Origin of the sequence: Micromonospora humida, from assembly GCF_016901255.1 — a bacterium.
Taxonomy (GTDB): domain Bacteria; phylum Actinomycetota; class Actinomycetes; order Mycobacteriales; family Micromonosporaceae; genus Micromonospora; species Micromonospora wenchangensis.
Genome location: NZ_JAFEUC010000002.1, coordinates 275,945 through 294,823 on the forward strand (window position 1 = coordinate 275,945; position 18,879 = coordinate 294,823).

Annotated in this window: 16 protein-coding genes; 9 read left to right on the forward strand and 7 right to left on the reverse strand. The window is 73.4% G+C overall.

Annotated features, from left to right (window positions below; all coding sequences use genetic code 11):
• Nucleotides 1-50 precede the first annotated feature (50 nt).
• From JQX11_RS05135 to JQX11_RS05160, 6 genes are all read right to left on the reverse strand, one after another.
• Complete coding sequence (locus JQX11_RS05135) at nt 51-1,235, reverse strand: aminotransferase class V-fold PLP-dependent enzyme (protein WP_204923830.1); 1,185 nt, start codon at nt 1,233-1,235, stop codon at nt 51-53.
• 121 nt (nt 1,236-1,356) lie between these two features.
• Nucleotides 1,357-2,412 carry a tyrosine recombinase XerC gene (locus tag JQX11_RS05140; protein ID WP_204923831.1) on the reverse strand — a complete coding sequence of 352 codons (1,056 nt, stop codon included), beginning with the start codon at nt 2,410-2,412 and terminating at the stop codon, nt 1,357-1,359.
• Between the two features lie 299 nt (nt 2,413-2,711).
• Nucleotides 2,712-4,043, reverse strand: coding sequence for a serine hydrolase domain-containing protein (locus JQX11_RS05145; protein WP_307826067.1), 1,332 nt, complete (start codon nt 4,041-4,043; stop codon nt 2,712-2,714).
• 69 nt (nt 4,044-4,112) lie between these two features.
• On the reverse strand, nt 4,113-5,285 hold the full coding sequence (locus JQX11_RS05150) for a DNA-processing protein DprA (protein WP_307826068.1): 1,173 nt from the start codon (nt 5,283-5,285) through the stop codon (nt 4,113-4,115).
• Nucleotides 5,282-6,802, reverse strand: coding sequence for a YifB family Mg chelatase-like AAA ATPase (locus JQX11_RS05155; protein WP_204923833.1), 1,521 nt, complete (start codon nt 6,800-6,802; stop codon nt 5,282-5,284). The genes JQX11_RS05150 and JQX11_RS05155 overlap by 4 nt, the downstream gene beginning before the upstream one ends.
• Nucleotides 6,803-6,866: 64 nt before the next feature.
• Nucleotides 6,867-7,226, reverse strand: coding sequence for a YraN family protein (locus JQX11_RS05160; protein WP_204923834.1), 360 nt, complete (start codon nt 7,224-7,226; stop codon nt 6,867-6,869).
• Nucleotides 7,227-7,459: 233 nt separating this feature from the next.
• On the opposite strand from JQX11_RS05160, the gene JQX11_RS05165 reads away from it, so the two are divergent.
• The 8 genes from JQX11_RS05165 (at nt 7,460) to JQX11_RS05200 (ending at nt 16,713) form a co-directional block, all read left to right on the forward strand.
• On the forward strand, nt 7,460-8,746 hold the full coding sequence (locus tag JQX11_RS05165; protein WP_372444551.1) for a hypothetical protein: 1,287 nt from the start codon (nt 7,460-7,462) through the stop codon (nt 8,744-8,746).
• Nucleotides 8,747-9,059: 313 nt separating this feature from the next.
• A complete protein-coding gene (gene rpsB, locus JQX11_RS05170; protein WP_204923836.1) occupies nt 9,060-9,938 on the forward strand; it encodes a 30S ribosomal protein S2 in 879 nt (292 codons plus the stop codon).
• Between the two features lie 135 nt (nt 9,939-10,073).
• Nucleotides 10,074-10,901 carry a translation elongation factor Ts gene (gene tsf / locus JQX11_RS05175; protein ID WP_204923837.1) on the forward strand — a complete coding sequence of 276 codons (828 nt, stop codon included), beginning with the start codon at nt 10,074-10,076 and terminating at the stop codon, nt 10,899-10,901.
• A 171-nt stretch (nt 10,902-11,072) separates the two neighbouring features.
• On the forward strand, nt 11,073-11,840 hold the full coding sequence (gene pyrH / locus JQX11_RS05180) for a UMP kinase (RefSeq protein ID WP_088645508.1): 768 nt from the start codon (nt 11,073-11,075) through the stop codon (nt 11,838-11,840).
• An 86-nt stretch (nt 11,841-11,926) separates the two neighbouring features.
• The gene (frr, locus tag JQX11_RS05185; protein WP_204923838.1) at nt 11,927-12,484 is read left to right on the forward strand and encodes a ribosome recycling factor; all 558 of its coding nucleotides are present in this window, start codon (nt 11,927-11,929) and stop codon (nt 12,482-12,484) included.
• 449 nt (nt 12,485-12,933) lie between these two features.
• On the forward strand, nt 12,934-14,214 hold the full coding sequence (locus tag JQX11_RS05190) for a phosphatidate cytidylyltransferase (RefSeq protein ID WP_204923839.1): 1,281 nt from the start codon (nt 12,934-12,936) through the stop codon (nt 14,212-14,214).
• Nucleotides 14,215-14,318: 104 nt separating this feature from the next.
• Entirely contained in the window at nt 14,319-15,470 is a 1,152-nt protein-coding gene (gene rlmN / locus JQX11_RS05195) for a dual-specificity RNA methyltransferase RlmN (protein WP_204923840.1), read from the forward strand.
• A gap of 22 nt (nt 15,471-15,492) precedes the next feature.
• Nucleotides 15,493-16,713, forward strand: a complete 1,221-nt coding sequence (locus tag JQX11_RS05200; RefSeq protein ID WP_204923841.1) for a DivIVA domain-containing protein — start codon at nt 15,493-15,495, stop codon at nt 16,711-16,713.
• Nucleotides 16,714-16,782: 69 nt separating this feature from the next.
• On the opposite strand, the gene JQX11_RS05205 is transcribed toward JQX11_RS05200, so the two are convergent.
• Nucleotides 16,783-17,004 (reverse strand): DUF2631 domain-containing protein, encoded by a 222-nt coding sequence (locus JQX11_RS05205; protein ID WP_088645513.1) that lies wholly within the window; start codon nt 17,002-17,004, stop codon nt 16,783-16,785.
• A 264-nt stretch (nt 17,005-17,268) separates the two neighbouring features.
• Between JQX11_RS05205 and JQX11_RS05210 the strand changes: the two genes are divergently transcribed.
• Nucleotides 17,269-18,849 (forward strand): Rieske 2Fe-2S domain-containing protein, encoded by a 1,581-nt coding sequence (locus tag JQX11_RS05210; RefSeq protein WP_204923842.1) that lies wholly within the window; start codon nt 17,269-17,271, stop codon nt 18,847-18,849.
• Nucleotides 18,850-18,879: the final 30 nt, after the last annotated feature.

Consider the following 18,879-nt stretch of genomic DNA (forward strand, 5'->3'; position numbering starts at 1 on the left):
GGGACGACGCGGCACCCTGCCGGTGCGGTCGGCGCTCCGCCGGCGTCGGCTCAGCCCCGCCCGCTCAGCAACGCCGGCAGCCGGGCCGCCAGCCGCTCGTACTCGTCGGGGGTGTTGTAGACCTGCCCGCACAGCCGCAGCCAACCCCGCCCGTGCCAGGCCATCACCGCCACCTCGGCGGCGAGGCGATCGGCGATCAGACCGCGCAGGGCAGCGGCCTCCTCCAGGGTGCCGGCGACGCCCGTCGGCAACGGCACGATCCGCATCGCCACCCCCGGCCCGCCCGGGTCGGGCAGGTCGGCCGGGGGCACCCCGAGCGCGTCCCCGACCACCCGCTGCCCGTACGCCGCCAGCGCGGCGTTGTGCGCCCGGACCCGCTCGACGCCGAGGCTGCGCAGCGCGTAGAGACCGGCCGGGGCGCTCAACCAACTCGTGTAGTCGAGGGTGGCCTGCCACTCGACGTTGCCCGGGAAGCCCTCGGCCTGCTGCCAGGACACCACCAACGGCTCGATCCGCGTCCGCCATGACGGGGCGACGACCAGTACGGCGGTGCCGCGCGGGGCGAACCCCCACTTGTGCAGGTTACCCACCCAGAAGTCGGCCCCGATCGCGTCGACCTGCACCGGCAGCATCCCGGGCACGTGTGCCGCGTCCACCAGCACCGGGATGCCGTGCTCCCGGGCCACCGCCACCAGCGCGGCGACCGGCAGCACCCGGGCGGTGGCCGAGGTGAGCTGGTCGACAAGCAGCAACCGGGTACGCCCCGGGCGCAGGCCGGCCCGGACGATCTCCACGATCTGCGCGTCGGTGGCCGACCGGGGCAGGTGCAGGGCACGGGTGGTCGCGCCCGTCCGGCGGCACTCCCGGGCGACGGAGTAGTTCACCGCGCCGTACCCGTGGTCGGTGCCGAGCACCTCGTCGTCGGGGCGTAGGCCGAGTGACTGGAGGACCACGGCCACCCCCGTCGTGGTGTTGCCGACCAGGGCGGTGCCCTCCGGATCGGCACCGAGGAAGGCGGCCAGGTGCCGTCGGGTGTGGGCGAGCCGGTCGATCAGCGCCATCCCGAAGAAACGCTGCGGGTTGGCTTCCATCTCGTCGCGCAGCCGCTGCTGGGTGCGCTGTACGCTGAGTGGCACCGCACCGAACGCACCGTGGTTGAGGTAACTGACCGAGGGGTCGAGGGTGAAGAGCAGTCGGGCCCCGGGAATCGACTCGGGCGGCGTCGGGACGCTCATCGGGCGATCGTAGCCCGCATGCCGCCGGGCGGCCGGGCCGATCGTCACCGGTCACCGCACCCCGCCGACGGCGTGGCCCCACGACTCCCGGGGGTGGGCCGGCTCCGGCCCCGGAGGGCGGTCAGGCCCGGGGATGGGCCTGCCGGTAGGCGGCGCGGAGTCGTTCCACCGACACGTGGGTGTAGATCTGGGTGCTCGCCAGGGACGAGTGCCCCAACAGCTCCTGCACCGCCCGCAGGTCGGCCCCGCCGTCCAACAGGTGGGTGGCCGCCGAGTGCCGCAGCCCGTGCGGGCTGGTCGGCGGTAGCCCGGCGGTCCGCGCGTACCCGGACACGATCCGCCGGGCCGTCGTCGGGTGCAGCCGCCCGCCCCGGGCACCGAGGAACAGGGCCCGCCCGGAGTCCGGGCCGGCCAGTTCGGGTCGACCGGCCGCCAACCACCTGTCGACCGCCCGCTGCGCCGGCAGCCCGTACGGGACCGTCCGTTCCCGGTTGCCCTTGCCGAGGACCCGGATCACCCGACGTTCCCGGTCGACGTCCGTGGTGTCCAGACCGCACACCTCGCTGATCCGCGCGCCGGTCGCGTAGAGCAGTTCGAGCAGTGCCCGGTCACGCGACAGGACCGCCTCCTCCGCCGGGTCCACTTCCGGGGAGGCCCCACCGGTGGTCGGGGCGGGAGGTGCCCCGGTGGAGGGAGCGTCGGGTGGCGCGGCGGGAGGCCCGTCGTGGCCCGGGGCGGTGGGCCGGTTGCGGCCCGGGGCCTCCACGAGGGTGGCGACCTGGTCGGCGCGGAGCACCACCGGTAGCTCCCGACGTGTCTTCGGGGTGGCCAGCGGGGCGGCCACGTCCGTCGTCAGGAGGCCGGACCGGTGGGCCCAGCCGCTGAAGGTACGCGCCGCGGCGGCCCGTCGAGCCGACGAGCTGGATGCCGCGCCGGTGGTCCGTTGCTTCGCCAGCCAACTGCGCAACACGCCCAGATCCAGGTCGGCGGGGGCCGCGCAACCCATCCGGACCGCGTGGTCGAGCAGCGAGACCAGGTCGGCGACGTACGCCCGGACGGTGTGCGCGGAGCGGTTGCGTACCTGCGCCAGGTGCACGGCGAAGCCGTCGACCGCGTCCCGCATGGCCGGCGGCAGTGCCTGGTGGGTGGCGCGGGTCCCCGGCCTGCGACTACTCATCGCGCTGCCACCGCCGAGGTCCCCGGCGGCAACTGCCGGGGGTCGACGGTTGTCGACCTGCGACCGACCACTCGTCCGGGTTCACCGGCCCAGCTTACGGACGCCGGCAGGGGGACACCGCCGACCGGACGACCCGCGGGGCCCGGCAAGCCATCCGGAGGCGGACGGGCCGCCGGAGGAGGCGGGTGGCTGATCGGGGACGGACGGGCGGCGGGTGGAGGGAGGTGGTGGTGCTTCGGCGGGGCGGCCGGTGGGCGCGGGGGTGCTCGGGCTGTGGTCCGGTCGGCGGCGGGAGCGGGTCAGGCGAACGCGTTGGCCACGGCGACGCGGGCCGGGTCCGGGTCGGCCCAGCTCCAGTTCGGATGGGCACGGTTGGTCAGCAGCACCAGCACCCGGCGACGGTCCGGTTGGACCAGGAACGACGTGCCGGTGAACCCGGTGTGTCCGAAGGTGGTGGGCCGGGCGAGCCTGCCCATGAACCAGGGTTGGTTGAGCACCACGCCGAGGCCGTGGTCGGAGGTGCGTCCCGGCCGGTCGGGGTCGACGGCGGGCAACCCGGTGTTGGCGTTGCGCAGCATCCGGGCGACGGTGCTCTCGGCGAGGATCCGCTTCCCGCCGTAGCTGCCGCCGTCGAGCAGCAGTTGCCCGATGACCGCAACCTCGCTGGCGGGGGCGAAGATGCCGGCGTGACCGGCGATGCCGCCGAGGTGGTTGGCGACGTCGTCGTGCACCACACCCCGCAGCAGCCCCCGGGAGGAACGGGCGTCGGTGGCGACCAGCCGGTTGGCCCGGTCGGCCGAGCTGAGCCAGGTGTTGGGGTTGAACCCGGTGTAGCGCAGCCCCAACGGGCCGGTCAGGTAGGTCTTCAGGGCCCGGTCGAGGGTGAGCCCGGTGACCTGCTCGACGATCTTTCCGGCCACCATCAGACCGACGCTGGAGTAGCGGAACACCGTGCCCGGGGTGGCGCCGCTGACCAGCGGGGTGGCCAGCACCGCCTGCCACCGCTGCGCCATCGTCGAGTAGCCGGTCACCTTCGCCCCGACCGGCAGGCCGCTGGTGTGGGCCAGCAGCATCGCCACGGTGACGGTGGACTTGCCGGTGCCGGTGAACCCGGGCAGGTATCGCACCACCGGCGCGTCCAGGTCGATCCGCCCACTGTCGACCTGTTGCAGGGTGAGGATCGCGGTGTAGACCTTGGTGAGCGAGGCCAGGTCGAAGATCGAGTCGGGACGCATGGCGACCCGCTTCGCCGCCGGCAGCAGCACCGGCCCGGCGTCGTAGCGCAGTGCCTCACCGACCGCCAGGTGGTCGGTCGGCTCACCGTCGGTCGTCGCCAGCACCACCGCCCCGGCGTACGTCGGGTGCTTCGGGTTCTCGGTGGTGGGCTGGAGGTAGCGCTGGAGCGCCACGGTGAGCGTGCGCGGCTTTCTGGTCACGGTCGGGGCGGCACCCCGGGCGGCGGCCCCCGGTCGGCCGGTAGCCGCCGCACCCTGGCCGCCCTGCGAGCCGTCACCGGGGACCGGGGTGGCCCAGGAGCCGGCCGGCCCGGTGGACGGGTGCTGCGCGCAGCCGGTCAGCCCGAGGGCGGCGGCGAATCCGAGACCGAGGACGGAACGACGGGGAATCGACACGGCAGCGATCATCGCATCCGAACCCGTCCACCGGGGTGGCACCTTCGGGTGGCATCCGTCGTCTCCGCCTCAGCGCGACGGGGGCCGGGCGAGGGCGTAGCCGTCGGCGCGGCGGGCCACCAGGCCCAACTCCTCCAGCAGGGCGAGTTTGCGTAACGCCGTCCGGACGGGAACGCCGGCCCGGGCGGCCAGTACGTCCGCGCCGACCGTGCCGCGTCGGGGCATCGACTCGCGCAGCATGGTCGCCTCGTCGTCGAGGACATCGGTCGGGCGGGCCGCACCCCGGGCGGGTGGCGCCAGGTCGACCCCGATCCGGCCCACCTCCTCCAGTACGTGGGCGAGCCCGGTGACAAGTCGGGTGTCCCCGTACTCCCGCAGCAACTCGTGTGCGCCGACGGACAGCGCCGAGGTGACGGGGCCGGGCACCACCATCGAGGGCCGTTGGAGGGCGATCGCCCGGTGCATGGTCTGGGCCGCGCCGCTGCGGGCCGCCGCCTCGACCAGCACGCTGCCCCGGGTCCCGGCGGCGATCACCCGGTTGCGGATCAGGAAACGGGGACGCAACGGCTCCGCACCCGGCAGCCATTCGCTGACCAGCAGGCCGGTCTCGGCGATCCGGTCGAAGAGCGCCGAGTTGCCCATCGGGTAGGGACGGTCCACCCCGCAGGCCAGCACCGCCACCGTCACCCCACCGGCGTTCAACGCGCCCCGGTGGGCGGCGGCGTCGATACCGAACGCGCCGCCGGAGACCACCGTCCACTCCCGGTCGGCCAGGCCGTACCCGAGTTCGGTGGCGACGTGTACGCCGTAGCCGGTGGCGGCCCGTGCGCCGACCACCGCGACCGACCGGTCCAGCACCTCGGCCAGCGGCCACCCGCCGCGTACCCACAGGCACAGCGGTGGGGCGGTCTCCCGGTCGACCTTCCGGCTCGCCCCGGGCAGTTCGAGCCCTTCCAGGTCACCCAGTGGGGCGGGCCACTCGTCGTCGGCGGGACAGACGATCCGCGCGCCGAGCCGGTCGGCGAGCGCCACCGCCCCGGCCGCCACCGTCCTGGGGTCGCCGGCGTCCAGCCGGGCCGCCACCGTCGCCCGCAACGCGTCGTCGGGCGCACCGCCGTCGAGCAGCAACTCCAGGGTGGCCGCCGCACCCAGCCGGCCCACCAGGCGGTACACCGACCGGGTGCCCGGTTCGGCGAGCCAGGTGAGCGCCACCCGGGCGTGCAGGTCCTCGATGCTGGTCACGCTTCCTCCCCCGTTCTGAGGCCGATGGCCTCCCGGACGTCCTCCTGATCGGGCCGGGTCCGGCCGTCGAGGTCGGCGATCGTCCAGGCGAGCCGGATGATCCGGTCGAAGCCCCGGGCCGAGAGCGAACCCCGGTCGAGCCGACCGCGTAAGTCGGCGGTGGCCTGGGCGGCGAGCCGCCACGGTGGGCGGCGCAGCAGCGGGCCGGGCACCTCCGCGTTGAGCCGGTGCCCGACCGCAGCCCACCGCTCGGCGGCAGCCCCGCGCGCCGCCACCACCCGGGCGGCGACCGCCGCCGAGGGCTCACCGTCCGGGTCGGTGCCCATCAACTCGGCCGCCCGCACCGGCAGCACCCGGACCTGTACGTCGATGCGGTCGAGCAGCGGACCGGAGAGCCGGCCAAGGTACCGCCGGCGGGCCAGCGGGCTGCACTCGCAGAGCGTGTCGCCCCCGGGCCGGGCGCAGGGGCAGGGGTTGGCGGCCAGCACCAACTGGACCCGGGCCGGGTACCGGGTGCCGCCACGGGCCCGCGTCAGGTGCACCTGACCGCTCTCCAGCGGTTGGCGCAACGCCTCCAGGGCGGCCTTGCTGAACTCGGCGGCCTCGTCGAGGAAGAGCACACCCCGGTGCGCCAGCGACAGCGCCCCCGGCCGGGCCAGTCCCGAGCCGCCGCCGACGAGGGACGCCACGGTGGCCGAGTGGTGTGGTGCCTGGAACGGTGGACGGCGCAGCAGCCGCCCGTCCGGCGGCAGGATGCCGGCGATCGAGTGCAGCGCGGTCACCTCCAGCGCGGCGGCGTCGTCGAGTTCCGGCAGGATCGACGGCAACCGCTCGGCGAGCATCGTCTTGCCGGCACCCGGCGGCCCCAGCAGGGAGAGGTGGTGTCCGCCGGCCGCCGCCACCTCCACCGCGCGTCGGCCCAGGCCCTGCCCGGCGACGTCGGCGAGATCCGGCCCGGCCGCCGCCTCGGCGGGGGCGGGTGGCGGTGGTTCGAGCAGGGGCGTCCCGTCCCGGATGAAGGCCACCAGCCGGTGCAGGGTGTCGACGGCGCGGACCCGTACCCCGGGGATCACCGCCGCCTCCGCCGCGTTCCCCACCGGTACGACCACCCGGTCCAGCCCGGCGCGTACGGCGGCGGTGACCATCGGCAGTACGCCACGAACCGGCCGGACCGTCCCGTCGAGCCCCAGCTCGCCGAGCACCACCACCCCCTCCACCGGCAGCAGCGGCAGTTCACCGGCGGCACCGAGCAGGGCGACCGCGATGGCCAGGTCGAAGGCCGAGCCGTACTTGGGCAGCGTGGCGGGCAGCAGGTTGAGGGTGATCCGGCGGTTGGGCCAGCGCTGCCCCGAGTTGACCACGGCCGCGCGGACCCGGTCCCGTGCCTCGTGCAGGGCGGTGTCCGGCAGCCCGGAGATGACGACCGCCGGCAGCCCGGGGGAGAGGTCCGCCTCGACCTCGACCAGGTGGCCGGTGACGCCGACCAGGCCCACCCCGAGCACCTTGGCGTAGCTCACCACGCCACCCCCGCCCGGACCCGCCAGCCGGCCCGCCGGTCCTTGTCCCGACGCCCGCCGGCCATCAGAAGGCCCCCTTGAGATGCTCGACGCGGGCCGGTCCGGCGGGTGGCAGCCGGACCGACAGGACGTCGAAGCGGACCTCGTCGGCGGTGGTCCCGGTCTCGGCCAGCCAGCGGACGGCGAGCCCGCGCAACCGCCGGGCCTTGGCCGGGACGATCGCCTCGGCGGGACTGCCGTAGGTGTCTCCCCGGCGGGTCTTCACCTCGCAGAAGGCGAGGACCGGGCCGTCCCAGGCGATGACGTCGATCTCGCCCGCCCGGCAGCGCCAGTTGCGGGCCACCGGGCGTAGCCCGGCCCCGATCAGATGGCGTACGGCGCACCGCTCGCCGTACGCGCCGATCGCCTGGTTCCGGTTGGTCATGACGGTCAGCGTCCGGGTGGGGATGGGCGGAACGCGACCCCCGTTACCCCGGCTGTGGACAACCCGGGGGCCTGTGGACGACCGGACGATCAAGGCCCCGGCGTGCTATGGAAACCCGGATACGTCCTGCTCCGGGGCCGGTCGGTCGCCGGGGACGATCCGCCCGATCGGTCGTGTTCAGCCGTCCGACCTGCGAATGGCGTCGGACGGGTCGGTCGCATACGGTGCCGGACGTGGACGCACGACGGAGCTACCCCGAAGATCAGGAGTCGCGCTGGTACCCGGCCGGCCGGGACCGCGCGTACGACGACCCGGACTGGCGGACGGCGAGCGGGGTGCGCCGGTACGACGAGCTGCGGACACCCGACCAGCGGGCTGCCGAGGAGGGCCGGTACGCGGACGCGAAACGCCTCGACCCGGGGCGCTTCGACGCGGCCGACCCGTTGGGTGACGGCGCGGGCGACTCCGCCGGATACCGGCCGACCCGGCTCCGTCGCGACGATCCGGAGGTCTCCGGCGAACTCCCCACCGACCGGGTGGGCCGACGGGCCGCCCGGGAGGCCGGCGTCGGCGACTCCGGGCCGCTCGGGGACACCGGCACGGGAGCGCTCGGCGGCTCCCCCCGGGGCATCGGCGACACCGGTACCGGTCGGCTGGCCGACGGCGGCCTGGGACGGAGTGTGAGCGACACCGGCACCGGCCACCTGACGGACACCGGGCCGGGGCGGAGTGTGGGTGACACCGGCACCGGCCGGCTGTCCGACACCGGCCTGGGACGGAGCGTGGGCGACACCGGGAGCGGCCCGCTCGGCGCGGCCCGGTCGAGCGGCGACACCGGCGTCGGGGCGCTCGGTGGCCTCCCGGTGCGGGGGGCCGGTGACACGGGGGCCGGCCTGCTGACCGGCCCCGGGGTGGACCGGGGCGTCGGCGACCCGGGCCGGTCGGGCGGTGCCGGTCGGTTCGGCGCGGCTGACGGCGGCACCGGTCGGTTCGCCGCCGACTCCGGTGTGCTGGGGGTCAGCGGGGTCGGCCCGCTGGCCGGCTCCGAGGCGGGTCGACCGGCGGCGCTGGGCAACTATCCGATCGTCGAGCCGAACCGGCCGGCCGAGCCCTCCCCGCTGGAGGTGCCGACCGGCCCGATGGCGCCGGTCGTGCCCCGTCCGGACGGCGTGGCCGGCCCCGACGGGACGTACCGGACGGGCGCGCCGGCCTCCGACGGCGTCTACCGCACCCGGCGGCCGGCGCTGGCGGCGTTGCTGGGCCTGTCGGTGCTGGTCTTCGAGATCCCGGCGCTACGGGTGCTGCTGCACGGACTGACCGGCGATCCGGTCCCGGTGGCGCACGTCGTCGTGGGCGTCTTCCTGGTGGTCGGTCTGCCGATCTTCGCCGGCGGCCTGTACGGGCTGCGGGCCGGCGGGCTGGCGATGGCCGACGGCGACCGGGGCTGGCTGCGCCCACCGACCGCCTATCTCACCATCGGGCTGGTGCTCTTCGTCGCCGCCGCTCTCGCCGCCCGCTGACCCGCCCGTCGGCAGTCCTGGCCGCCCGTGGAGCCGCCCGCCAGCCGGCTGGGCCGTGGGTGGCCGCACCCCCGTCCCGGGCCGTCCTGCGCCGGAGGGGAGCCCGGGGCCGGGTGGCGGGGTGGGGGCGTACACTGGGCTCTTGGCGACCGCCTTGCGCGGTCGACCTCGCGTGCCCTCTCCACGTCTCGTCGTGGGGCGACGGCCTCCCTGGTCCCGATCCCGTCGGGCCCACCATGGCCGGCGACCAGGCGCCAGGACGCCCGGCCACCGGTCGGGCGGAACAACCAGGGATCTTGAGGAGTACCCCACCATGGCCGTCGTGACCATGCGTCAGCTGCTGGAGAGCGGTGTCCACTTCGGGCACCAGACCCGGCGCTGGAACCCGAAGATGAAGCGCTTCATCATGACCGAGCGCAACGGCATCTACATCATCGACCTGCGCCAGACCCTCGACTACATCGAGAAGGCGTACGACTTCGTGCGCAACACGGTGGCCGAGGGCGGCAGCATCCTGTTCGTCGGCACCAAGAAGCAGGCTCAGGAGGCCATCTCCGAGCAGGCCACCCGGGTCGGTCAGCCGTACGTCAACCACCGTTGGCTCGGTGGCATGCTGACCAACTTCCAGACGGTGTACAAGCGGCTCCAGCGGATGAAGGAGCTGGAGGCGCTGGGTGACCTGACCGGCACCGCCGCCGGGTACACCAAGAAGGAGACCCTCCAGCTGTTCCGCGAGAAGACCAAGCTCACCAAGACCCTCGGTGGTCTGCGGGACATGCAGAAGCTCCCGGCCGCGGTCTGGATCGTCGACACCAAGAAGGAGCACATCGCCGTCGACGAGGCCCGCAAGCTGGGCATCCCGGTGATCGCGGTGCTGGACACCAACTGCGACCCGGACGAGGTCGACTTCCCGATCCCGGGCAACGACGACGCGATCCGCTCCGCCGAGCTGCTGACCAAGGTCGTGGCCGCCGCCGTCGCCGACGGCCTGATCGCCCGTTCCGGCCGGCGTCGCGGTGGCGACGAGAAGCCGGAGGCGGGTCAGGTCGGCAGCGACGAGCCGCTGACCGAGTGGGAGCGCGAGCTGCTGGAGCCGAAGAAGGCCGACGAGCAGCCGGCGGCCGAGGCCCAGCAGCCGGCGGTCGACGCGCAGCAGCCGGCCGAGCAGCCGGCCACCGCCGCCGCCGAGTGACCGCACCGTCGCGTCCCGCCGCCCGGATGACCGGGCGGCGGGGTGCGACGGTTTCTGCCGGGCACGTCCGGTGCTGTTCCGGGTAAACCGGCACCTCAGACCACCCACCGCAGTCTCAACACCGAAGAGAGAGTCATGTCCAACTTCACCGCCGCGGATGTCAAGAAGCTCCGCGACCTCACCGGCGCCGGCATGATGGACTGCAAGAAGGCGCTCACCGAGGCGGAGGGCGACTTCGACAAGGCCGTCGAGATCCTGCGCGTCAAGGGCGCGAAGGACGTCGGCAAGCGGGCCGGCCGGACCGCCGCCAACGGCCTCATCGCGCACTCGGGCAAGGCGCTGCTGGAGCTCAACTGCGAGACCGACTTCGTGGCCAAGACCGACGCCTTCGTCGCCCTGGCCCAGCAGCTGGTCGAGCACGGTGAGCGCAGCGGCGTCGGCACCGCCGAGGAGCTGCTCGCCACCGAGTTGGACGGCAAGACCGTCGCCGACCTGGTCCAGGAGCAGTCCGCCAAGATCGGCGAGAAGCTGGTGCTGAACCGCTTCGCCAAGCTCGACGGCGCCGTCGCGGTCTACCTGCACCGCAAGAGCCAGGACCTGCCGCCGGCCGTCGGCGTGCTGGTGGAGTACACCGGCAAGACCGACGAGGCCGCCGACGCCGACGCCCGGGGCACCGCGATGCAGATCGCCGCGATGCGCCCGAAGTACGTCACCCGCGACGAGGTGCCGGCCGACGTCGTCGAGTCCGAGCGGCGCATCGCCGAGCAGACCGCCCGCGAGGAGAACAAGCCCGAGGCGGCCCTGCCGAAGATCGTCGAGGGTCGGGTGAACGCCTTCTTCAAGGACTACGTCCTGATCGAGCAGGCGTCGGTGTCCGACAACAAGAAGACCGTCAAGCAGGTGCTGGCCGAGGCCGGCATCGAGGTGACCCGCTTCCTCCGGTTCGAGGTCGGCCAGGCCTGAGCCGCCCACGGACCGGGCGCGGACACCGCGCCCGGGCGGGCACGCAACGTCGACGAGGAGGCCGCCGGTGTACGTGACAGGCACCGGGGCCTCCTCGTCACATAGGGTCGGCAACGGGCAGGTACGCGGTGACGCGGCGCGGTCGACGTGCGCGCGGGAAGGGCGGGGCGGATGACACAGGTTGTGAACGACCGGAGCCTGGAGGCGGACGACCCGACGGCGCCGCCGCCCGGCCGCGCCCGCCGAGTGGTGCTGAAGCTCTCCGGCGAGGTGTTCGGCGGTGGGGCGATCGGTGTCGACCCGGACGTCGTGCAGGCCATCGCCCGGCAGATCGCCACCGTCGTACGACGTGGTGTGCAGGTCTCCGTGGTGGTCGGCGGCGGCAACTTCTTCCGGGGCGCGGAGTTGCAGAAGCGCGGCATGGACCGGGCCCGCGCCGACTACATGGGCATGCTGGGCACCGTGATGAACTGCCTGGCGTTGCAGGACTTCCTGGAGAAGGAGGGCATCGAGACGCGCGTGCAGAGCGCGATCACGATGGCCCAGGTCGCCGAGCCGTACATTCCGCTGCGGGCGATCCGGCACCTGGAGAAGGGGCGGGTGGTCATCTTCGGCGCGGGCGCCGGGATGCCGTACTTCTCCACCGACACCGTGGCCGCCCAGCGGGCCTTGGAGATCCGCGCCGACGTGGTGCTGATGAGCAAGAACGGCGTGGACGGCGTCTACAGCGCCGACCCACGGATCGACCCGGACGCCAGCAAGTTCGACTCGATCACCTTCTCCGAGGTGCTGCGCCGTAACCTGCGGGTGGCCGACGCGGCGGCGTTCAGCCTCTGCATGGAGAACGGGCTGCCGATGCTGGTCTTCGGCGCCCAGGGCGAGGACACGATCATCCGGGCCGTCGGCGGCGACAAGATCGGTACGCTGATCACCGCCTGACCGATCCCGCCGGCCACCGCAGCGGTCCTCCGCACCAGAGCAGCAGATCAGCCCACGACGAGCAACAGAAGGAGGCGAGGAGACCGGTGATCGACGACACCCTCCTCGAGGCCGAGGAGAAGATGGAGCGTGCGGTCGAGCACGCCAAGGAGGAGTTCGGCGCCATCCGTACCGGTCGCGCCAACGCCGCCATGTTCTCCAAGGTCATCATCGACTACTACGGCACGCCCACCCCGCTGCCCCAGATGGCGTCCATCGGGGTGCCCGAGCCGCGCATGGTCATCATCAAGCCGTACGACAACTCGCAGATCAACGCCATGGAGAAGGCGATCCGCGACTCGGACCTCGGGCTGAACCCGAACAACGAGGGCAACCAGCTGCGCATCCTGCTCCCGCAGATGACCGAGGAACGCCGCCGCGAAATGATCAAGGTGGCCCGGCACAAGGGCGAGGAAGCCAAGGTGGCGGTCCGCAACGTCCGCCGCAAGGGCAAGGAAGAGCTGGACCGGCTGGTCAAGGACGGCGAGGTCGGCGAGGACGACGGCCGCCGCGCCGAGAAGGAACTCGACGACCTGACCCAGCGGTACGTCGCCACCGTCGACGAGCTGGTCAAGCATAAGGAGTCGGAGCTGCTCGAAGTCTGAGCTCCCGGCTGCCACGGCACCGGCGCGGCACCGCCTGACGGCGGCGTCGCTCCGGTGCCGCCGTCGTTGAGGTCGCCGCTGTCGTTGAAGTCTCTGTCGTGAGGTCACCGCCGTCGGGGAGGTGTCGGTGGCGGGGACCGTCTCCCCTGATCGCCCGGGGCTCGGGCCGGCGGGGACACCACGCGGAACCCACCGTCTCCGCGCCGTGACGGGCCGCCGCGACGAGGCCGGCGGGCGGGCGGCATGGCCGCCACCGCTGGCCAACCGGGCCCGGCGTCCACCGTGCCCGGCCGGCCCGTGCAGTAGGCTCGGCACGATTCCCGGCCACCGGGCGGTGAACGGCGGGGATCGATCGGCCGTCGGGCCGGTCAACCGAAGTAGTCACGCGGGTAGGGGATGGTTGTGGTCTTGCGTCATGTGGTGGCACTCGTACCGTCGTCCGGTACGTGATGTCCCCCCTCGACCCCTACAGCGGCACCGAGCCCCGTGGCTGGGAGCGGTCCGACCGCCCCCCGGCGTTGCCCTGGCCGGACCGGGAGGTCGAACCGTGGTCCCCCCGGCAGTCGGGCACCGACCTGTCCGCGGTGCCCCAGGCCCCGCCCCGACCGCCCGTCCGCCGGCACGACGAGTCGCCTGACGGTCCGTACGACCCGCCGGTGGCCGGCCGGCCGTTCGCCGACGACGACGCCCCGACCTCGCAGCTACCCCCGGTCCGCGACGACGACGCTCCGACCGCCCAGCTGCCCCCGGTCCGCGACGACGCCGTCCCCACCTCGCCGTTCACCCCGGTCCGGACCGACGACGCCGCCCGGCCCGAGGTCGACGCCGACCCGCAGGAGCCACCGCCCGGCCGGCGGTCCCCGGGTCGGCGACGGGCCAGCGCCGAGCGGCCCGCCACCGGGCAGCCGTCGACCGGCCGGGCCGGGCGCAACCTGCCGGCCGCGATCGGGGTCGGACTCGGGCTCGGTGCGCTGGTCCTGGTCCCGCTCTTCTTCTTCCTCCCCGGTTTCCTGGCCGTGCTGGCCGGCGCGATCGGGGTCGGCATCTGGGAGATGGCCCGCGCGGTACGGCGCAGCGGCGCCCATCCACCGCTGGTGCCGCTGCTCGCCGGTGGCGTGCTCACCATCGGGCTGGCCTGGTTCGCCGGCCCCGACGCGCTGAGCCTGGGCCTGCTGGTCACCGTGCTGGGCACGATGATCTGGCGGTTGGGTGACGGCCCGGCCGGTTTCCAACGGGACATCACCGCGGCCACCCTGATCGCGGTCTACGTGCCGTTCCTGGGCGGCTTCGCGGCGATGCTCGCGGCGGCCCCCGGCGACGGCCCGTTGCGGGTGCTGGTCACCGTGGCCGGCGTGGTGCTCTCCGACACCGGCGGGTACGCCGCCGGGGCGAACTTCGGCAAGCATCCGATGGCCCCCCGGATCAGCCCGAAGAAGTCCTGGGAGGGGTTCGCCGGTTCGGTCGTCGCCGCGGCCGTCGGCAGCGCCCTGCTGATCTGGCTGCTCTTCGACGTGGCCCCCTGGTGGGGCGCGCTGTTCGGGGTGGCGGTCTCGGTGGCGGCGGTGCTGGGTGACCTCGCCGAGTCGATGATCAAACGGGATCTGGGCGTGAAGGACATGAGCAGCCTGTTGCCGGGGCACGGCGGTCTGATGGACCGGCTGGACTCGATCCTGTTCGCCGTACCCACCGCCTATCTGCTGCTGGCGGTCCTCGTACCGGTGGTGGGCTGAGGGATGAATCACGCCGTGCCACCCGGGCGGTCCCGGCGGTGGGGGTCGATTCGGCACCTCCGGACGGGCGGCTGCGGCACACGGCGTGACAGACTGGACCAGCCATGACGAGCCTGCCTGTGATCCCCGTTGACCCCGACGCCCCCGGCCGCCGCCCGGCGATGCCTCCCCGGCACCTGGCCGATCTCGATCTGCCGGGCCGGAAGGCGCTCGTCACCGAGCTGGGCGAGCCGGCCTTCCGGGCCCGGCAGATCTCCCACCACTACTTCGGTCGGCTGGTCCGCGACCCGGCTGAGATGACCGACCTGCCGGCGGCCAGCCGGGACCGGCTGGCCGGGGCGCTGCTGCCCCGGCTGCTCACCCCGGTCCGGGAGCTGGCCTGCGACGACGGCGCCACCCGCAAGGCGCTGTGGCGGCTGCACGACGGTTCGCTGGTGGAGAGCGTGCTGATGGGCTACCCGGACCGGGTCACCGTCTGTATCTCCAGCCAGGCGGGGTGCGGCATGGCCTGCCCGTTCTGCGCCACCGGCCAGGCCGGGCTGACCCGTAACCTCTCCGCCGCCGAGATCGTCGACCAGGCGGTCTACCTGGCCGGCGTCGCCGCCTCGGGCGCGGTGGCCGGTTCGCCGCCCCGGCTGTCCCACGTCGTGTTCATGGGCATGGGTGAGCCGTTGGCCAACTACTCCCGGGTCGTCACGGCGATCCGGCGGCTGGTCGCGCCGGCCCCGGAGGGGCTGGGTCTGTCGCAGCGTCACGTCACCGTCTCCACGGTCGGTCTGGTGCCGGCCATCCGCCGACTGGCCAGCGAAGACCTCTCGGTGACCCTTGCGTTGTCGCTGCATGCGCCCGATGATGAGCTGCGCGACGAACTCGTGCCGGTCAACCAGCGCTGGAAGGTAGCCGAGGTGCTGGACGCAGCGTGGGACTACGCGGCGACGACGGGCCGCCGGGTGTCGATCGAGTACGCGATGATCAAGGACGTGAACGATCAACCGTGGCGGGCCGACCTGCTCGGACGCCTGTTGGCCGGACGGTCGGCGCACGTCAACCTCATCCCGCTCAATCCGACGCCGGGCAGCCGGTGGGACGCCAGTGCCAAGCCGGTGGAACGGGAGTTCGTCCGACGGTTGCGCGAGTCCGGCGTGTCCACCACGGTGCGTGACACCCGGGGGCGTGAGATCGACGGTGCGTGCGGGCAGTTGGCTGCCGCGGGGGACAGTGACAGCGAAGCGCCGCGCGGGCGCGACCGGGCGTAGCGGTACGAGACCAGGAGACATAGTGGCGAGTCAGGGTCAGCGTTTCCGGCGTAAGGCGCTCCGCCGGGGCTACAAGGTCGACGAGGTCGACGCCTTCCTGGATCGGGTGGAGGCGACCCTCGCCGGTCAGCCGGTCGGTGCTCCGGTGGCTTCCCAGGAGGTCCACGACGTCGTCTTCCGGGTCCGCTTCAACGGCTACGACGAGTGGCAGGTCGACCTGCACCTGGACCGGGTGGAGCGGCAGCTGGCCGAGCTGGAGGAACGGTCCGCCCCGACCGGTCGCGGTGCCGACCCGCGCGGCGCGGACCGGCTCGCCCCGCCGATGCGTGACGACCACCGGGGCCTCCCGCAGACCCCGCCGTCGATGCCGCCGCGCGCCATGCCGGCGCAGCCCGGCCCACCCGACCGGTACGGCAGCCGCTACGACGAGCCGACCGGTGCCTTCGCCGGTGGCTACGACGCCCCGCGTGGCGGGTACGACGCCCCGCGCGGCCAGTTGGGGCCGGGCCCCGGCGGTCCGATGGGCCCCGGTCCGGGTGCGCCGATGGGTCACGGTGGCCCGCCGCCGCGTGGTCTGCCGGCCGGTCCGGGCAGTGGCTACGGACCACCCCCCGACGAGCAGCGTTTCGACGGGTTCGAGGCCGGTCGCCACGGCCGTGCCGACATGACCGCCGAGATCCGGATGCCGGAGCGGGACCGCATGTCGGACCGGGACCGGATGCCCGACCGGGACCGGATGCCGGAGCGGGACCGCATGCTGGACCGCGACCGGATGCCCGAGTACGACCGGATGCCCGACCGGGACCGGATGCCGGAGCGGGACCCCATGCTGGACCGCGACCCCCGGGACATGCGTGGCCGGGGCCCGGCCGGCCCTCCGCCGATGCCGCCGCAGTCGCTGGGTGGCCCGCCGCTGGGCGGCCCGCCCGCGCAGATGGGCCCGCCGGTCGGTGGCCCGCCGATGGTGGGTCCGCCGATGGCCGGTCCGCCGGGCAGCGAGCTGTACCGGGTCGACCAGATCCGGCGCAGCTTCCAGGTGCGCCGGTTCGGCAGCGGGTACGACCCGGACCAGGTGGACCGGTTCTTCGAGAGCCTGCTCGGTGGGATGCAGGGCCGTAACCAGATGCCGGTGAACCCGAAGGACCTGGACACGTTGCGCTTCGGCCTGGTGCCGGGCGGCTACTTCGAGGCCGAGGTCGACGCCGCGCTCAAGGACGTGCAGGACATCCTCTTCGGCCGGTGATCCACCACACGTGACGAGGGCCCACCCCCGGCCGGGGGTGGGCCCTCGTGGCGTTGCGGGGGCGGTGCGTCAGGAGCGCAGCCCGCTGCGACGCAGCACGGCGTCGCCGACGACGATCGCCAGCAACAGCACCGCCAGGCCGACCAGCCAGATGTCCTCGACCTTGCCCTCGTGGTTGCCGCACAGCATCGCCAGCAGCGCCAACGCGGAGAGCACCGCGCCGATCCGCCCGGCCTTGCGGTGCCCGGGCCTGTGCTGATCTGGCGCGGTTACCGGCTCGCTTCCTGCCACTGTCGGTCCTTCCCTCGCGATCGGATCTCCGGTTAGTCTGGCACGCCCCGCCCCGGGCCCGGTGCGGGGTCCGCCCTGCTGGAGGCGCGGTACGGCGCAGGACCACGCCACCGGGTGGGGTTGGCCGGCCGGGGCGGCACCCGGGCCGAAGGTCCCCTTCCCGGTGGGGCGGGTCGGCTCTACCGGCGTCGCGGGCCGTCGACCACACTGCCTCCGGTAGCGTTCCTGACGTACACCTTGATTGTCTGTTTGAGGGGGACTGCGGTGCGAGTGACCGGTACGGGACACGCCAGCATGCGGATCGACACGGCTGCGGGCAGCATCCTGTGCGACCCGTGGGTCAATCCGGCCTACTTCGCCTCGTGGTTCCCGTTCCCCGACAACTCCCTGCTCGACTGGGAGACCCTGGGCCGGGTCGACTACCTGTACGTGTCGCACCTGCACCGGGACCACTTCGACGCCAAGCACCTGCGGGACTTCGTCTCGAAGGACGCCACCGTCCTGCTGCCCGAGTTCCCCACCTCGGAGATGGAGGACGAGCTGCGGGCGCTGGGCTTCACGAAGTTCCTGCGGGCCCCCAACGAGCAGGTGGTGGAGCTGGACGGCGGCCTGAAGATCATGATTCAGGCGTTGACCAGCCCGACCGACGGTCCGATCGGCGACTCGTCGCTCTGGGTGGAGTACGACGGGGTCCGGCTGCTCAACCAGAACGACGCCCGCCCCACCGACCTGACCGTCTTCGCCGAGCTGGGCCACGTGCACGCGCACCTGCTCCAGTTCTCCGGCGCGATCTGGTACCCGATGGTCTACGAGCTGCCGCAGGCGGCGAAGACCGCGTTCGGCAAGCAGAAGCGGGAACGGCAGTTCGACCGGACCTGGCGCTACATCGACGACCTGAAGGCCGACCACGTCTTCCCGATCGCCGGCCCGCCGTGCTTCCTCGACGACGCGCTGTGGCAGTTCAACGACATCCACGGCGACGAGGGCAACATCTTCCCGGACCAGTCGGTGTTCCTGTCGGAGTACGCGAAGGTCGGCGGCACCAACGGCATCGTGCTGCTGCCGGGCAGCGTCGCCGAGGTGACCACCTCTGGCGCGACCACCACCCACCCGCAGCCGGTCGAGGAGTTCTTCGCGAACAAGACCGCGCACCTGGAGGAGATGCGGGAGCGTAAGCGCGGCGTCATCGAGGCCGAGAAGGCGTCCTGGCGGCACCCCGAGATCGACGTGTTGGCCGGGATGAAGCGTCGGATCGAGCCGCTGCTCGACGAGTCGATCTATCTGGCCAAGGGCGTCGGCGGCCCGGTCCGCTTCGACCTGGTCGGCTACGACGGCGACAGCGTCGAGTCGATCGTGGTGGACTTCCCCGGCAAGGAGGTCCGGCCGTACGCGGACGAGAAGGTCCGGTACCGGTTCCGCACCGAGCGGGCGCTGATCGAGCACCTGCTCTACATCGACGAGGTCGACTGGGTCAACTCGCTCTTCCTGTCCTGCCGTTTCTCGGCGGCCCGGATCGGCCAGTACAACGAGTTCGTGTACGCCTTCTTCAAGTGCCTGTCCACCGAGCGCCTCCAGTACGCCGAGGGCTGGTACGACGAGCACGAGCGGGCCGTCGACGCTGAGGACGTCACCCTGGGCGACTGGGTGGTGCAGCGCCGTTGCCCGCACCTGAAGGCGGACCTGACCCGGTTCGGCATCGTCGAGGGCGACCAGCTCACCTGCCAGCTGCACGGCTGGAAGTTCGACCTCCCCTCCGGCCGCTGCCTCACCAGCGTCGGCCACAAGATCCGCGCCGCCCGGGTGGACGCGGAGGCCCCGGCCCCGGCCGGTGAGCCGGTCAACTGACCGGCTCACCGGGCCGCGGCCCGTACCACC

What these genes read in the sequence shown, in the direction of transcription:
- JQX11_RS05140 (WP_204923831.1), bottom strand. Translation starts at nt 2,412, where the DNA reads ATGAGTAGTCGCAGGCCGGGGACCCGCGCCACCCACCAGGCACTGCCG.
- pyrH (WP_088645508.1), top strand. Translation starts at nt 11,073, where the DNA reads ATGACACAGGTTGTGAACGACCGGAGCCTGGAGGCGGACGACCCGACG.
- tsf (WP_204923837.1), top strand. Translation starts at nt 10,074, where the DNA reads ATGTCCAACTTCACCGCCGCGGATGTCAAGAAGCTCCGCGACCTCACC.
- JQX11_RS05160 (WP_204923834.1), bottom strand. Translation starts at nt 7,226, where the DNA reads ATGACCAACCGGAACCAGGCGATCGGCGCGTACGGCGAGCGGTGCGCC.
- rpsB (WP_204923836.1), top strand. Translation starts at nt 9,060, where the DNA reads ATGGCCGTCGTGACCATGCGTCAGCTGCTGGAGAGCGGTGTCCACTTC.
- rlmN (WP_204923840.1), top strand. Translation starts at nt 14,319, where the DNA reads ATGACGAGCCTGCCTGTGATCCCCGTTGACCCCGACGCCCCCGGCCGC.
- JQX11_RS05135 (WP_204923830.1), bottom strand. Translation starts at nt 1,235, where the DNA reads ATGAGCGTCCCGACGCCGCCCGAGTCGATTCCCGGGGCCCGACTGCTC.
- JQX11_RS05190 (WP_204923839.1), top strand. Translation starts at nt 12,934, where the DNA reads ATGTCCCCCCTCGACCCCTACAGCGGCACCGAGCCCCGTGGCTGGGAG.